Origin of the sequence: Sporolactobacillus terrae, from assembly GCF_019930545.1 — a bacterium.
GTDB classification, from domain to species: domain Bacteria; phylum Bacillota; class Bacilli; order Bacillales; family Sporolactobacillaceae; genus Sporolactobacillus; species Sporolactobacillus terrae.
The window spans coordinates 2,271,468-2,288,316 of sequence record NZ_CP082837.1 but is presented as its reverse complement, the minus strand read 5'-3'; the positions used below and the strand labels follow the sequence as shown (position 1 = coordinate 2,288,316).

Here is a 16,849-nt window from a genome sequence, read left to right as displayed (position 1 = left end):
CATTCACAATTTGAATGGCGTACAATCTGCACCTGGAAAACTTTATATAGCGGGGGAGTATGCGGTTGTTGAACCAGGCTACCCTGCCATCATTGCTGCAATCGACAAATCCGTCACTGTGACCATTGAAAGAAAGGAAACACGTGGCCGAATTCAATGGGCAAATGCAACGCTCGATTTGAGACGCAGTGCAACGAACCAATGGAACACGGATGGTGATGTTTCTCCATTCCGGTTTGTCTTATCGGCAATCGAACGAACCGAGCGGTACATACGATCGCTCGGAAAACAACTTGGCGTTTATCAACTATCCGTCAGTAGTGATCTGACAAGAAAAGATGGCAGAAAGTATGGATTAGGTTCCAGTGCTGCTGTGACGGTTGCCTGCACGAAGGCAATCCTCGCTTTCTATGATGTGAAGATTGATCAACAAATCGTATTCAAGCTGGCTGCCCTTGCACATCTTGCGGTTCAAGGGAACGGATCATGCGGGGATATTGCTGCCGCTGTTTACGGTGGTTGGATTGCATACAGCTCATTTGATCGTAAATGGTTGGCGCCGTTCATTTCTTCAGAAAATGATTGGCTTGAACTGCTCGAGTTGGATTGGCCGAAGTTGTCGATTCAGCCGCTTGTGCTTCCAACGGATCTGCACCTCATTGTCGGCTGGACAGGAACGCCTGCCTCAACAGCCAAGCTCATTAATCGAGTGGAAAAAGCAAGACGTGGTAAGGAAAAAGGTTACCAACACTTTTTGAAGCAAAGCAAAACATGTGTTGAAAGAATGATCGCCGGTTTTTTAAAGCAGCAGCCAGAGTTGGTTTTGGAAGGGATTCGCGAAAACCGCAGGATTCTTGCTCAATTGGCCAAGCTGTGCGGGATCCTCATTGAAACCGATAAACTGCATCAGCTCTGCACCATTGCCGAAAACCATCGGGGCGCAGCAAAACCATCGGGTGCCGGCGGAGGCGACTGCGGCATCGTTCTCGCTGATCAGCAGACCGATCAGAAGGCGCTCATCGAAGAATGGAACGCACATGAAATTACTCCGCTTGATCTGCATGTATCGGACAGAGAGACTCAAAAGGAAGAAGGATCGTGAGATGGAATCGCGTAAAGATCAGCATGTCCGGCTATTTCAGGAAACCCACCAGAAGCATACGAATGATTTTGATTCTGTAAAATTTATACATGACGCGCTGCCGGAAATGAGCCTTAAGCAGGTTAATTACACAACGGATCTGTCTTTTGGCAGGTGGCCGGTTCCTTTCTTTATCAATGGGATGACCGGGGGTAGCGCGAAGACAAAGAAGATCAATGAATGTCTGTCAAAGGCGGCGGCAGAAACGGGGCTTGCGGTTGCATCCGGTTCGCAGAAGGCGGCCTTAAGAGACCCGGAATTGCGTGACACGTTCCAGGTGCTGCGCCGCGTCAATCCGAATGGATTTATTTTTGCGAATATCGGTGCTGAACTCGATGGGGAACAAGCGAAACGTGCGGTCGCGATGCTGGAAGCAAATGGGCTGCAGGTGCATTTAAATGCCCCACAAGAAATCGTAATGCCTGAAGGGGATCGCGATTTTTCTTCATGGCTAAAAAATCTGGAACGGATTGTCCGCTCTGTTGATGTTCCTGTTGTCGTGAAAGAGGTGGGGTTCGGAATGAGCCGTGCGACTTATCAGAAGCTGATCGATGCAGGTGCTGAGGCCATTGATGTTGCCGGTAACGGAGGGGTGAATTTTATCACAATTGAGAATCTCCGCCGTGAGCGGGCACGATTTGACTACTTGCAGGACTGGGGTCAGTCGACGGTCATCTCGATGCTTGAAGCACAGCCCTATATTGATCAGACGGTCTTCTTTGCGTCCGGAGGGGTGCGCAATCCGCTGGATGTTCTGAAAGCTCTTGCACTTGGGGCCCGTGCGGTCGGTATTTCAGGAACCTTTCTTCATACAGCACTCGCAGAAGGAAAGGATGGACTGATTGCCCAGATTAATGAATGGAAAGAACAGATGAATCAGATTATGCTGCTCCTCGGCTGCTCAAATGTACAGGCACTTCGGAACAAGAATCTGATCCTGAGTGGTTCCCCTTTCGAGTGGGCACGTCTAAGAGGACCACGGCCCGAAGCGCTGGCGACCCGTTCAGGTAAGGGAACAGAAAAGGCGTGAAAAGGGGACGGTCCTGCTTGCACACCATGCTCCTGCCTACTGAATCAGAAAGGAGAGTCGTTATCTATGACTGCACGTTCAAAACAGGATTTCGAAATGATTGAAATATGGGATGATGTCGTCCGGATCAAGGATCTTGTCCTCGCGATTGTGATCAACAGCATCACAACATTAGGCGGCTATTTTGCTGCACCAAATCACGCGCCGATGCCACTCTTGTTTGGCTTAATCGGAGCGGTTATCGGGTTTATAATTTGCTCACTCTTCATTAAGCCGAAACGCATCTTTGAAGAGACGGAAAGTGAGGAATAATGGATGGATCTTATCCTTTTAGCAGAAATGATTGGTGCAGCTGTTGCGGCTGCACTTTTATATACAATTATTGGCATCATCCCGGGGACGGACGAAACGGCCGTTCTGGTTCCCGTCACGCTTATCTTAGTGCTCGCCGGTGTTCAACCCGTTGTTGTCCTCTGCTTTTTTATTTCAGCTGTGATTGCCAATAACCTGATGGATGCGGTTCCTGCCGCCATTGTCGGGATTCCCGGCGGCGTTATGGCAAGTCCGCTCGTTGACCATGCGCAGTTGCTTAAACGAAAGGGAATGGCCGACCGCTCGCTGCGCAAAATGGCCGCGGGTTCGCTGATCGGTGTACTGGTCAGTGTTCCGGTCAGTTTGCTGCTTGCAAGAAGTCTAATCCCGCTTGCTGAAGCAATTAAAGCGTACGCCAACCCGCTCTTCTTTGCCGGCGCTGTATTACTTGCCTTGCTGAGTAAGAATAAGTTACTGGCACTTGCCTCCATTCTCCCTTTCACACTGCTCATTGAAGGGCTGCGCTATCTCTATTGGGGCATCGGCATTGTACCAAGGGGAACCACGGTGTTCATCTCATTCTTTCTTGGCATAACGATTGGACCGGTCATTCTAACTCTGTTTGAGCTACTGAATAAAGAGAAAAGAGAGCGGCTGACGTGTGATCAGCCGCGCAGGATTACCCTTCAGAAAGTGCCCTTCGAATGGAAATCGCTTAATCCGTTTCAGGCGTTGAAAAAACAGGAATGGGTCACAAGCGCCGGCGCGTCACTGATCAGTTGTTTCACTTTTATTCTTAGCCCGGTCGGGATGACGACGCTTCTTGGCGAACTCTTTTCAAAACGGACGCAAGATCCGGTCGAACGGTCGGTGCTTGCCATTACAACGATGAATGCACTGGCAAACGCGACCTATCTTTCCGGGACGCTGATCCCGTTGATCGCGTTAGGCATACCCCTTTCTCCAGTTGCCATAGGCCCTGCTCATGCGCTGTTTGACGCACCACCGGTCTTTACCACAACGCACAATATGCACCATATCCTTTCGCAGACCGATTTCATTTTGGCGACGGTGATTGGCGCCGGCGTTGCTCTCGTTGTCACGTATACGCTGGCAATCAAATATGCGCAATCGATTTGTGCCTTTGTGTTCAAACGGATTCCCCACGAAGCAATCCTCGGCTTGTTTTACGCTTTTGTTCTCCTGCTTGCGTATATGGATGCGGGGTGGATGAATATCGGCGGCGTCATGTTGATCGGACTTGTTTCCGGACTGCTTCACCGCTGGGGCGTGGGGTACGGGATATTATTCATGGTCTTGTATGCGGCGCCATGGCTCGTTTCGGGATTCTGATCACGATCCGTTCTGGAACGGGCCGCGCCGAATTATTCACTAGGCTGATCCGCGCACATGGTGCAGGAGTGATCACTGATTTCTGAGTGAACCGGCCCATTAATTTTAACCGATGAACCAGAGCAGGACGCCTACACAATAGGTGCTGATTCAACCAACAGATGATGAAACGCGGAGGTGAACGAGATGAATCAGGCGATTCGAGATAAACTTTCCTTGCTTCCGAAACAGCCCGGCTGTTATCTGATGGAGGATCATTGCGGTACGGTCATTTATGTTGGAAAAGCAAAGATCTTAAAGAGACGTGTGCGCTCTTACTTCATCGGCAAACATAATCCAAAGACGGAGAAATTAGTGAGTCAAATTGCTGATTTTACGTTTATTGTGACTGCCTCTGATGTTGACGCACTCATTCTTGAAAATAATTTAATTAAAAACTATCATCCTAAATACAACATCTTGCTGAAAGATGATAAAAGCTATCCCTATATAAAAATAACGGATGAGCGCCATCCCAGGCTCATCATTACGCGACAGGTGAGCAAAGATAAGGGAAGGTATTTCGGCCCTTTCCCCAATGTAAGTGCTGCTAATGAAACGAAAGCATTGCTGGATCGTCTCTACCCATTAAGGCGCTGCCCACTTTCTGCCCAGCGGCCATGTCTCTATTACCAGATCGGCCGATGCATTGGGTGTTGTGCCAGAGAAGTGAGCGAAGAAGAATATCGCCAAGTGACGCGTAAAATCGTTCATTTTTTTAATGGCGGGTTCCGAGCGGTCGCGCGAAAATTAAAGGAGGAGATGCGTGAGGCATCGGATCGGTTAGACTTTGAGAAGGCCCAGGAGCTCCATGATTTGATCTCTTGTATTGAAGCGACGATGGACAAGCAGAGCATCAATAACCTCGATTTCGTCGATCGCGATGTGTTCGGTTACGCTCTTCAAGAAGGCTGGCTATGCGTGCAGGTTTTCCATATTCGCTGCGGTAAATTAATGCAACGCGCAGCTTCATTCTTTCCCGTGTATGCTGAGCCGGAAACGAGTATTCGTGCTTATCTGGGACAATTTTATTTGGGAAATCACCAGATCAAGCCAAAAGAAATCTTAATGCCGGAATTGGATGATGAAAAAACGATCCAAGAATTTCTGGGCATCCGTTTGATCCATCCCAAACGTGGCACAAAAAAGAATCTTGTACAGATGGCCTGTCAAAATGCACGCGTAGCGTTGCAAAATAAGCTATCGTTATCGGGATTGGAATCAACGGGCAATAGGGACTGAATCCTGTTTGTAAAAAGGGGGCATTTGCCGTTATGTCCTGTTCTCATTTAAATAAAAATAAAGCCCTCTCTTCAAACAGAGGGGATGCGGAGCAATTAATGGAAGCATTTGTCGAATCCGGTTCGTATAAACGGTTAAAAGAACTTGAAAAGGAAGGGAGGACACTTCGCGACCGTGTGCGTGGCTGTCTCAGTAGCGGTGAATCAAGAAGGTACGAGATTGGCAGTCATTTGGTTGCGAAGTTCATTCCTAAAAAAATTTATCAATACGATTATCCTGGACTCAATGAATATCTGTATAATCTCGGATTACTCCAGAAACTGACGATACTGACCAGTCGAAATTTGAACAAAGACCAGAAACTGCTGGACTTATTTGAACCGTACCACTTAACTCCAGAATATTATGTTAAGCCCTCTTTTAATCGAGCGGGGCAGGAACTGATAAAGGGTGAGCGAACACCTGAAGTGCATGTGACGCTGCACGATGCGGCGATAAGAATAAGCCAAAATCGAAGTCAATTAAAAGCCGTAAAAGCTGAGTATGAAAAGCTGAAGGATGAATTGGCCCAATCCAATCAATTATCGGTGAACAAGAACGTGACTTATAAATACGGCTCATTATCCCTTCGTCGAAAACCGCTGCGTTATCGGATCATGCATCGTACAATTCAAAGGATAATTCATGCGTTAATTGAATTTGGAAAACCAAGTTTTGATGGAATTGACCATTACCTGTATAAAGGAATCATTAAAAAGAGCGAATTTGAGGCATTTAGGACGCTTAAGGATGTTCGATTAGATTTTGTTATTCTTGACTTGGACGATGAGGCGAAGATGCAAAATTATTTCCACCGAAAATGGACCAATCATTTACTATTTTTGAATGAGTGAACGAAGTATAATGAGTTTAAGGACAAGTTTTCCCAAGGGAGGAATCGATATGTCCAAGCAGACGGTTCTGATTATTAACGGTAGAGATACGCGCTATGGTTCTGCTAAGGGCGCATTGAACACATTTCTAGCGGATACAGCTGCAAGTCATTTGAAAGAAGAAGGGTTCACCGTAGAGACAACGCGCGTGGCGGACGGATACGAGATTGCAGAAGAAGCGCGCAAGTGGCAGCAGGCAGATGTGGTTCTCTTTCAGTTTCCGATTTATTGGTTTGCTGCACCCGCCGTTTTAAAACGGTATATTGAAGAGGTTTACCAGCACGACACGTTTTATTCCAGCACCCCGGAATACGGACGCGGAGGACTGTTGCATAGGAAACGCTACTTGGTTTCCACCACTTGGAACGCGCCAAAGGACGTATTTGCCGACCCTTCCTCATTTTTCAACGGCCGTTCCGTTGATGACGTGCTTGCCGATTTTCACTTTACGCAAGCGTTTGTCGGATTAACACGGCTGCCAAGCATTTCCTTTCATGACGTCATCAAGCATCCTGATGCAGCAGCTTATGCAGAACAATTGAAAACGCATCTCAACAAAGCATTAAACATCTAATTTAAGGGGTTCAATGGTCAAAGGGAAGATCCGTTGACCCACTACGCGGAGCATTGGCAGATTCCTTTTGTTAATAAGCAAGAATAGTAGGAAACATGCGCAGCCGCATGTTTCTTTTTTTTTGCAGTTTATGATTTGGCCCCTTCTTCAAACCAATAGACCAGTGTCTTGGCGAAGAATCAAAGCTGAGGTGCTATGGCGCCTGCGGGATCGCGCCTTGTTGTTGCGTGCCAGCGAGACCCCGCAGATTCCTACCTGTCTGAGGAGGCTCCTGGATGCACGCGGTCGCACCCTGTTGATGCGAGCAGCTGAAGTGTCGTTCAAGCATATAGCTGATGAATGAAAGCCGCATTCAGAGTAAAAGGAACTTCCGCTAAGTAAAGGAACTTTCGCTAATTAGAAATGAACTTTCGCTAAGTGCGCATACGTCCTGTATGCAACGCGAAAGTCGCCGCGTCCTGCGGAAGTACGTCCTGTATGCAACGCGGAAGTCACCGCATCCTGCGGAAGTAAGGACCGAGCACAGCTTGGTTTTTCTTACAGAATAAGAAAGTATATGATTTTGCCCTTTCTTCAAACCAATAGCCCAGTGTCTTGGCCGAGAATCAAAGCGGAGGTGCTCTGGCGCCTGCGGGAACAGCGTGCCAGCGAGACCCCGCAGATTCCTGGCCTGTCTAAGGAGGCTCGCGGTGCGCCCGCGGCAAGCGAGTAACCGAAGCGACGATTCAGCACCGAAAAGACACGAATCCATCACACATGGCTGGAGATAAAGGACCAAGCACAGCTTGGTTTTTCTCAATCAGCAAAGCGGCTTTGGGTGTTTCAATGATTTATCGGGCAGGCACCTGTTTGCATAAACAGACATGAGAACGCCAGGTCAGTGCTATAATTAAAGGGAGAATGTGAAAATGAACGAAAATTTATCCAATTCGGAGGAGTGACGGTCAAGTGAAACCTGTTGCCACAGCATTTCAGGACATTCAACAGGGAGACATCCACGACTATGATGACATTATTAAGTATTTTAACTTCAGGCAGGTAAAGCAAGAGCTACCTGAAGCGCCTCGCTCGATTACCTTCGTTACAACCGGAATTATTCCTTTTGACGGTGGGCAAACGACGATGCTGCATTTAGGAACGGAATTGAGCAAACGCGGCTTTCAGGTCTACTATTTAAGTTATGTCGCGCAATCACGGGAAGCGATGGAAATTAATGCTGAGTTCAATTATTCCGGTTATCAGGGCACCTGTCTGGATATGAGTGCCTTGGCGCATCATCAGTCGGATATTTGGCTTGGGACACTTTGGGAGTCGGTTTATGTTTTTAAAGATAAGCCGGGCTATAAGATGTATTTTGTTCAGGATTATGAACCTTATTTTTATGCGTTCGGTGATCGCTCTTACCTTGCGAAGAAGACTTATGAATTAGGGTTGCACATGATTTCGCTTGGACCATGGTGCGCCGAAATGATTAAAAAGAATTGCCAAGTGCGCAGCCCGCTTGATGTGATTCGTTTTCCGGTCGATGCGCGTCGGTATCCGTTTCAGCCGAGAGAATTTACGGAGTATAAAAATAAAAGCGTATTCACCATTGCGGCTTATACAAAATGGAGCAGTCCGCGCAGAGCACCGATCAGTATCCAAATTGTGCTGAGCAACTGTGCGCGAATCGCGCGGGAACACGGTATTCAGCTCAATATTGTGTATTTCGGTACCGATCAATCCGAACAATTTATTAATGGCAAGAACCTCGGCAAGCTGACGAAAAAAGAGATGCATGAACTGTTTCTCCGCGCAGATTTCGGTATCGCTCCGTCGATGACGAACTTTTCGCTTGTCCCTTATGAAATGATGAGCAGCGGTTTGCCGGTCATTGACTTTTATGAAGGGACGGGGTTGAGCTTCATGCCGAAGCAGTGCGCGTTGTTCTGCCATCTTGATGAAGAAAGTCTTTTTCAAACGCTCCACGATGCGATTCACAGTCCGGAACGGATCACGAATACGGTGCAGCATGCCCAAGCACATTTAACAGCGGTTACTTGGAAGGATACACTCAGCGATTTTATGGAAGTGATAAACCGTTTGCCCATTGAGACGGCTTCGTAACGTTACTCTGCTTTTGAACAGCACTGCTTCTTTGCAGCAAGGCAGTAAATGAAAAAGATAAATCGCTTTAGTGAAAGGCAGCCTGATTACAGGTTGTTTTTTTTTTACAGGTAAAGAAAGTACATGATTTTGCCCCGTCTTCAAACCAATAGACCAGTGTCTTGGCCAAGAATCAAAGCGGAGGTGCTCTGGCGCCTGCGGGAACAGCGTGCCAGCGAGACCCCGCAGATTCCTGCCCTGTCTGAGGAGGCTCGCGGTGCGCCCGCGGCAAGCGAGCAGCTGGCGTGTCATTCGTGCACAACTCGGAAGTCACCGCATCCTGCGGAAGTAATATAGACGGAAAAACTTCTCTTAATTGGAAAATAAACTAAAATATAGCTTAAATAGACGGAGAGATTCCGCTTATCAACTCGAAAAATGTGAAAATGGGGATTCTGCTTTGCATAACCGGAAAATCTCCCCTTAAGTCTCCTCGAAATGAGCCCTACTTTGCATATAACCGAAAAATCTCCGCTTATTTTACGGGTTACTTATTAGCAGCCTGAATGGTCACAAAACTGTCATTGATAACAAGCGCTTGGGGGAGAATATCGTTTGCAAATGATAATCATTATCACTATAATTTTAACTAAACATGTGATTAATGTCATAATACCACTTAATGATAAACCCATTTAGATTGAGCGCACACATTGATCGACGATATAGAAACAAGGGAAAGGTAAAAAGGAGGGATAATCATGGAGGAAGAAGCTTTACTCGAAATTGAAGATTTGAATCTTTCTTTTGACACGTATGGAGGCGAAATCCGTGCGATTCGCGGAGTGAATTTGTCACTTCGAAAAGGTGAGATACTCGGTCTCGTTGGTGAATCCGGCTCTGGAAAATCAACCTTGGCCAAGGCGATTATCGGCGTGCTTCCTAAACAAAATACGCGAATTAAGAAAGGGCGTATCTGGTACAAAGGATTAAACTTGGCTGGGGAGAAAGAGCGTGTCCTACGAAGAGTTCGCGGACGAGGGATTTCGATGATTTTCCAGGATCCAATGACTTCATTGAATCCAACGATGACAGTAGGCAATCAAATTATGGAGGCTGTGAAGACGCATCAGAAGCTGCCGAGCACCGAAGCGAAAGAGAAGGTTTTGCAGCTGTTACAACGGGTCGGAATCAAGGATGCCAGTCTGCGAATGAAACAGTATCCGCATCAATTTTCCGGTGGCATGCGGCAGAGAGCGATGATCGCGATTGCATTGGCATGCAAACCAGATATTTTACTCGCTGACGAACCAACGACAGCTCTTGATGTCACCGTTCAGGCACAGATCATCGAACTGCTGAAGGATATTCAAAAAGAGAACGGCATGTCCATTATTTTTATCTCGCATGATCTCGGTGTGATTGCGAATGTGGCGGACCGCGTAGCTGTCATGTATGCGGGAAAGATCGTTGAGATCGGAACATCAACGGATATTTTCTATCATTCTAAGCACCCCTATTCGTGGGGGCTGCTCAGTGCAACGCCCAGTCTGGAAACAACCGGTGATGTGTTATACACAATACCGGGCACACCGCCGAATCTGCAGCAGTCCATTCAAGGTGACGCGTTCGCACCGAGAAATAAATATGCGATGAAAATCGATCAGATCAAACAACCACCGATGTTTCGGGTTTCCGATACTCATTTTGCTGCAACCTGGTTACTGCACCCTGAAGCACCAGCCGTAGATGCGCCAAAGGAAATTCGCATGCGTGGAAAGCAGGCCGAGAGTAAGCGACGATTCGAAAACAAGGAAGATGAAAAAATAAGGCACACAGACAAAGTCATGCTTGAGGTCAGTCATTTGAAGAAATCCTTTTCAAATGGGGGAAGCCTGTTGCACGCCGTTGATGATCTTTCACTCAAACTGTATCAAGGAGAGACCTTTGGCCTTGTCGGTGAATCGGGATGCGGCAAATCGACCCTAGGGCGAACCATCATGGGCCTCTATAAAGCGTCGGGCGGCACCATACGGTTGGAAGATCAGTCGATGGGCACTCATTATGGGAGACAAATGAAACGTGAGTTCCATCAAAAGGTGCAGATGATTTTCCAAGATCCTTACTCTTCGCTTGACCCACATTTAATGATCGGTCAAATTGTCGCAGAAGGAATAATCCTGAATGATCTTGCAAAAAACAAAAAAGATTTAGAGCAGCAGGTTGCCGAACTTCTGACAACGGTTGGTCTGGACCCGAATTTTGCTTGGCGCTATCCTTATGAACTTTCCGGTGGCCAGCGTCAGCGCGTGGGTATCGCTCGGGCACTTGCCGTTCAACCGGAGCTAATCATTGCGGATGAACCCATCTCAGCTCTGGATGTTTCAATTCAAGCCCAAATTGTTAACTTATTAAAGAAGTTACAAAAAGAACGTGGACTCACACTTTTATTCATCGCTCATGACCTTTCCATGGTCAAGTATATAAGTGATCGGATCGGTGTGATGTACGCGGGCAAGATCGTCGAATTGGCGCAGGCAGATGACCTGTATCATTGTCCGCTCCACCCCTATACAGAGGCATTGATTTCGGCGATCCCGCAAGCAGATCCACTTCGCGAGCAGCATAAAAAAAGATTGATTTTTCAACCGGATCGTCAAAAGACAGGAGCGGCATCGAAGAAGAGGCTGCGCCAAATCATTCCCGGACATTTTGTCTCCTGTGACGAGAGCGAAGTATCCGTATTGAAGGATAAGTATGAGCGGTTAACTCAGTCTAAAATACGTGGGTGAATCATCGGCGTACATGATTGAGTGCTTTATAAAGATCATGGATGGTTGTCACCTCAGACTCGTCACGAGGGATCATGTATCGCTTGTAGTGCAGACATGATCAGCAAAGAAGAATGGGCTCAAGTGATTCACAAAATCGTTTAATGGCAGTTATAAAAAAGTAGTCAGCATGTATGGAGATAATCGAATGGATACATTAAAAGCTATTTTCAATCGTATAAAAGCGGATCCTGACAATATTCAGTTTACGCGCAAGAATATCGAACCACTCTACTATGCTGCTTCGTCGGCAAAGATACTCATTATCGGTCAGGCCCCCGGTGAAAAGGCACAGAAGACAATGATTATTTGGAATGATCCAAGTGGCATTCGTTTGAGAGAGTGGATGGGGGTATCGGATGATACTTTTTATCATTCTGGAAAAATTGCGGTTCTCCCGATGGATTTTTATTTCCCAGGCAAAGGGAAACATGGAGATGTACCACCGAGAGCTGACTTTGCTTCTAAATGGCATCAGCAATTGATTAAGGCTATGCCGGACGTGAAGTTAACGTTGCTCGTCGGCTCATATGCCCAGCGGTACTACCTAAAGACGGGTTCAAAACAAACGCTGACTCAGGTTGTTAAGCATTATCGTAATTATCTACCTAACTATTTTCCGCTCGTGCACCCGTCACCGCGCAACAACATTTGGATGAAAAAAAATCCATGGTTTGAGGAAGAGGTCTTGCCTGATTTGAAAACGCATATTCATCAAATTCTTTCTCGGTGATCATAACCATTCATACGGAGTGATCGGTTACTGCTGATTCGCTACGGTATATTCAGAATATAAATATTTGACCCGTTCTTCTACCTGGAGAACCGATCCTTTTCCCGATTGATTAGAATTGGCTGTAAGTGCCCCAGACAATTATAATGGAATGAATTGAACGTAATGAGCAGTGAAAAAAAGTTGGGGAAGGTCGCAATGGGTAAAACAGATGTGATTTTAATCGGCGCATCGACCGCCGTTTTCGTCATGCTTGATGTTCTTGAGCGATGCTTTCCCGATCAGATGAAGCTTTGGCAAGGGAAAATCAAGCAGATGATTCCTTCTTACGGAATTCAGCTTGCGGATGATCCGGTTCTTGCGGATAAAATCCAAACGGAAACCGCACAAACACTCAAATTGAAAAAATGAATGACAGAACAGTAACGGACAGCCTCATGATCAGAGGCTGTTTTTTTCTTTTGGATGGGAATAGCTCTGCGCGTGCGCATAGGATGTGAATCAGGTGCAGTAGGAATGGCTTGCCAGAACGTTACCGCTGGGATAATGCTTTTTTTTAGGTGAAGCAGACGTTTTCATAATAACCCACCTGGTAAGAAAAGATTTTCTAAAGAACCATTGAATTTTTATGTGTTAAGGATTATGATAAGTGTATTGAAGGAAAGCGTTTTCAGAAAGGGCATTCAATCGCATGAATCTGTAAGTTCACTAGTTTTAAGTGAAACAATTCACAATAAAGGAGCGATTTGTTATGTTAAAAGCGGTTAACACGAAGGACAATCAAAAAAATAAAGATCAAAAGACAGCAACTGCACAACCCCAGAACGAAGTTGAGCTGGAATCGATCAAGACCTATATTGACGGTTTGGTTCAAAAATCGAAAATCGCACTGAATACACTTGCCGATTTTGACCAAGAGAGTGTTGATAAAGTTTGTGAAGCAATGGCCATCGCTGCTTTGGATAATCATATGAAACTGGCGAAAATGGCTGTGGAAGAAACAGGGCGCGGCGTCGTTGAAGATAAAGCAGTGAAAAATATTTACGCTAGTGAATACATTTGGAGTAAAATTCGCCATGACAAAACGGTTGGGGTTATTGAAGAAGATGATCAAGAGCAGATTGTGAAAATCGCTGAACCGGTGGGCGTCATTGCTGGGGTTACGCCGGTCACCAACCCGACCTCGACCGTTGTTTTCAAGGCGCTGATTGCGCTGAAAACGCGAAATACAATTATTTTCGGCTTTCACCCTCAGGCTCAGAAAGCATGCGTGGAAACTGCAAAGATTATCGCAAAAGCGGCCGTTGAAGCGGGCGCACCGGAAAACGCGATTCAATGGATCGATAAACCAAGTATTCAAGCAACCGGAGCGTTAATGAATCATCCGGATGTCGCGACGGTGCTGGCCACCGGCGGTCCGGGCATGGTGAAGGCAGCGTATTCGACCGGGAAACCGGCGCTCGGCGTTGGACCGGGGAACGGACCGGCGTACATTGAGAAAACCGCGGACATCAAGCAAGCGGTGAATGATATCACGCTTTCGAAGACGTTCGATAACGGCATGATCTGTGCATCGGAAAACAGTGTGATTGTTGACGAAGCCATTTACGAAGCAGTTAAGGCTGAGTTCAAGCGGCTGGGCAGTGTTGTTCTTGATAAAAAGAATAATGATGCTTTGGGCGAAGCAATGATGGATCCAAAACGAGGAAGTGTACGTGGTCCGATTGCCGGAAAGTCAGCCTATCAAATTGCCAAACTTGCCGGTATTGAAGTTCCAAAAGAAACGAAGGTACTGATTGCAGAGATCGACGGCGTCGGCCCGGATGAACCACTGTCTCGTGAGAAGCTTTCTCCGGTACTGTCGATGTATCGGGCAAAGGATCATGATCATGCATTTAAGATTGCCAAAGCGCTGCTCGATTTCGGCGGCGCGGGCCATACGGCGGCCGTCCATACCAAGGATCAGGAATTGATAAAACAGTACAGCTTGAAAATGAATGCATGCCGCATTATTGTGAACTCGCCATCTGCGCTCGGCGGCCTTGGCAATATGTACAATAACATGGTTCCGTCGCTGACGCTTGGCACAGGTTCTTACGGTCAGAACTCAATTTCTCACAACGTTTCCGATTTCGATCTGCTCAACATCAAGGTTGTTGCCAAACGCCGCAACAACATGCAGTGGGTTAAATTGCCGCCGAAAATCTATTTTGAACGTAATTCATTACGCTATTTAAAAGAAATGACCGGAATGAAACGTGTCTTCCTCGTCTGTGATCCAGGGATGGTCAAATTCGGTTATGCCGATCGAGTGGTTGCGATGCTGAACACGCGCAGCGACAAACCGGCAATTGAAATTTTCTCACAGGTTGAACCGGATCCGACGACCGACACCGTCGATCGCGGTGTCGCTGCGATGAAACAATTTCAGCCGGATACGATTATTGCGCTCGGCGGTGGTTCTGCGATGGATGCTGCAAAGGGCATGTGGCTTTTTTACGAACGTCCGGATGCTTCATTCATTGGTGCAAAACAGAAATTCCACGATATTCGCAAACGGACCTATAAAGTACCGGAGCTCAAAAAGGTAAAATATATCGGGATTCCGACAACATCGGGGACTGGTTCGGAAGTAACCCCGTATGCCGTCATCACCGATTCCAAAACCCATGTCAAGTACCCAATTACGGACTACGCGATGCAGCCGGATATTGCAATTGTCGATCCGCAGTTCGTTGAAACGCTACCGAAACGAACCGTAGCATGGACGGGACTCGACGTCTTGACCCATGCCGTCGAATCGTATGTATCGGTTTATGCGAGTGACTATACACGCGGTTGGTCGCTGCAGGCAATCAAACTTGTTTTTGATAATCTGCGCGCGTCATTTGCCGGTGATCAAACGGCACGTGAGAATATGCATAATGCATCAACGATTGCCGGTATGGCGTTTGCCAATGCTTTTCTAGGCATTAACCACTCACTGGCTCATAAACTAGGCGGAGAGTTCGGGCTGCCACATGGCCTGGCCATTGCAATTGCTTTTGCTCCTGTTGTCCGTTATAACGCCAAGATTCCGAAAAAATTGGCGATCTGGCCGAAATACAGCCGCTTCACTGCGGATGAAGATTATGCGGCAATTGCTCGCTTCTTAGGCTTCGAGGGGAACACAACGGAAGAATTGAAAGAAAGCTTCGTCAAAGCGTTTATTAAACTGGCCCATGACTGTGACGTAAACCTGAGTCTGAAAGCCAATGGCGTCGACAAGAAACATTTTGATGAATCGGTCGATAAACTTGCTGAACTCGCCTATGAAGATCAATGCACAGGCACCAATCCGAAAGAACCTCTAATCAGCGAATTGAAGCAGATCCTCGAAGACGCATACGAAGGTGTCGGCACAGAAATCTAAAGATCATAGAATGAACAAAGCGCTTCCCAATCAACGGGAAGCGCTTTGTTTTTGGAAGCGAAAGGGATACTTGAAAAGTGGTCCGATCAGCACAAAGGCTGGAATACGTGCAGCAGAGGCTATTATCTCTGAAAATAGTAACCTTGATTAATGTCTTCAATTAGAGAAGGATGCACGGGGCGCCACCCCAAGCGCTCATGGGTTAATACGCTTGATACAGGGTTGTCGACCGATGCGAAGTCGCCCAGCCATCCGAAATGCGAACTTGCCTTTTTCGCGTCTATGCTTTTTACCGGTAGGTTGAGATGTTGGCCAAGGGCGACGGCGATATCACGAAAGGGCACGCCCTCATCGGCAACCGCGTGAAACCGCGACCCTGCCGGAGCCTTTTCCAAAGCGAGGCAAAAAAGATGTGCCACATCGAGGTGATGCACAGCGGGCCAACGGGTGGCCCCAGTTCCAATGCAGGCTGAAATGCCCTTCTTGCGAGCGATGCCGATCAGACTTGGGACGAACCCATGCGTATCGCCATCACCGTGTACAAGTGGAGGAATACGAACAATTGAGGAGCGAACGCCTCGATCGGCTAACGCCAGCGTTGTTTTTTCCGACGGGACGCGTAATTTTCCAGCGGAATTAGGGTCAGCCGCATTGTCCTCCGTTCCGAGTTGATTGGGAGTGAGGGTCAGTGTCGGCATAGCGACAACAAGAGGGCGGTCGCGCCCGGAAAGCGCGCTGCCCAGTGTCTCAATGGCACGTCGGTCCGTTTCGACAGCTGCCGCCATGAATCGCGATGGCACCTGACGGGGGGGTCCACCAAGCACGATTCGCAGGCGTGTTGACAGTCGTGCATGAGAGAACTTGTGGAAGAAGGCTGTGTGAATGACGCCATCTGCAGCTGCAGCACCGCTGCGCAAGCTTTCCAGGTCTTCGATTGAACCCTGGTGAGCCTTTGCACCAAGGGCAATAAGCCTTTTGGCAGCTTCTTCGGAACGAACAAGGCCGACAACATGATGGCCAGCATCCATGAGTTCACGAACAACCGCCAATCCGATGAATCCGGTCGCTCCCGTAACAAAAACACGCATATGAAAAACCTCCTTATAAGCAGTATAATTGGGTGGTTTGAACCATGCTCAGTGCCGTCAGCGAAGTGCACGGTCGG

At 47.4% G+C, this 16,849-nt stretch carries 12 protein-coding genes and 1 pseudogene; 12 read left to right on the top strand and 1 reads right to left on the bottom strand.

Going from position 1 to position 16,849, the window contains the following annotated elements:
• The first annotated feature begins 10 nt into the window (after positions 1-10).
• The 12 genes and pseudogenes from K7399_RS10915 to adhE all read left to right on the top strand — a co-directional run bounded on the left by K7399_RS10915 (position 11) and on the right by adhE (position 15,684).
• The gene (locus K7399_RS10915; protein ID WP_128167098.1) at positions 11-1,102 is read left to right on the top strand and encodes a phosphomevalonate kinase; all 1,092 of its coding nucleotides are present in this window, start codon (positions 11-13) and stop codon (positions 1,100-1,102) included.
• Between the two features lies 1 nt (position 1,103).
• A complete protein-coding gene (fni, locus tag K7399_RS10910; protein WP_128167096.1) occupies positions 1,104-2,171 on the top strand; it encodes a type 2 isopentenyl-diphosphate Delta-isomerase in 1,068 nt (355 codons plus the stop codon).
• Positions 2,172-2,237: 66 nt separating this feature from the next.
• Positions 2,238-2,483 (top strand): hypothetical protein, encoded by a 246-nt coding sequence (locus tag K7399_RS10905; RefSeq protein ID WP_010026965.1) that lies wholly within the window; start codon positions 2,238-2,240, stop codon positions 2,481-2,483.
• Between the two features lie 3 nt (positions 2,484-2,486).
• Complete coding sequence (locus K7399_RS10900; RefSeq protein WP_128167094.1) at positions 2,487-3,836, top strand: tripartite tricarboxylate transporter permease; 1,350 nt, start codon at positions 2,487-2,489, stop codon at positions 3,834-3,836.
• A gap of 186 nt (positions 3,837-4,022) precedes the next feature.
• Positions 4,023-5,117, top strand: a complete 1,095-nt coding sequence (gene uvrC / locus K7399_RS10895) for an excinuclease ABC subunit UvrC (RefSeq protein WP_128167092.1) — start codon at positions 4,023-4,025, stop codon at positions 5,115-5,117.
• Positions 5,118-5,215: 98 nt separating this feature from the next.
• Entirely contained in the window at positions 5,216-6,010 is a 795-nt protein-coding gene (locus K7399_RS10890; RefSeq protein WP_128167090.1) for a hypothetical protein, read from the top strand.
• 49 nt (positions 6,011-6,059) lie between these two features.
• Positions 6,060-6,623, top strand: a complete 564-nt coding sequence (locus K7399_RS10885; protein ID WP_128167088.1) for an NAD(P)H-dependent oxidoreductase — start codon at positions 6,060-6,062, stop codon at positions 6,621-6,623.
• 948 nt (positions 6,624-7,571) lie between these two features.
• Positions 7,572-8,729 carry a glycosyltransferase family protein gene (locus K7399_RS10880; protein ID WP_128167086.1) on the top strand — a complete coding sequence of 386 codons (1,158 nt, stop codon included), beginning with the start codon at positions 7,572-7,574 and terminating at the stop codon, positions 8,727-8,729.
• A 740-nt stretch (positions 8,730-9,469) separates the two neighbouring features.
• Entirely contained in the window at positions 9,470-11,500 is a 2,031-nt protein-coding gene (locus K7399_RS16230; RefSeq protein ID WP_128167084.1) for a dipeptide ABC transporter ATP-binding protein, read from the top strand.
• 187 nt (positions 11,501-11,687) lie between these two features.
• On the top strand, positions 11,688-12,272 hold the full coding sequence (locus tag K7399_RS10865) for a uracil-DNA glycosylase family protein (protein ID WP_010025764.1): 585 nt from the start codon (positions 11,688-11,690) through the stop codon (positions 12,270-12,272).
• Between the two features lie 225 nt (positions 12,273-12,497).
• Positions 12,498-12,683 (top strand): annotated as a pseudogene (locus K7399_RS10860) (malate:quinone oxidoreductase); the annotation flags it as partial.
• 340 nt (positions 12,684-13,023) lie between these two features.
• Positions 13,024-15,684: a bifunctional acetaldehyde-CoA/alcohol dehydrogenase gene (gene adhE, locus K7399_RS10855; RefSeq protein WP_128167080.1), complete on the top strand. Its 2,661-nt coding sequence runs from the start codon at positions 13,024-13,026 to the stop codon at positions 15,682-15,684.
• Between the two features lie 122 nt (positions 15,685-15,806).
• On the opposite strand, the gene K7399_RS10850 is transcribed toward adhE, so the two are convergent.
• Complete coding sequence (locus tag K7399_RS10850; RefSeq protein ID WP_128167078.1) at positions 15,807-16,772, bottom strand: SDR family oxidoreductase; 966 nt, start codon at positions 16,770-16,772, stop codon at positions 15,807-15,809.
• Positions 16,773-16,849 lie beyond the last annotated feature (77 nt).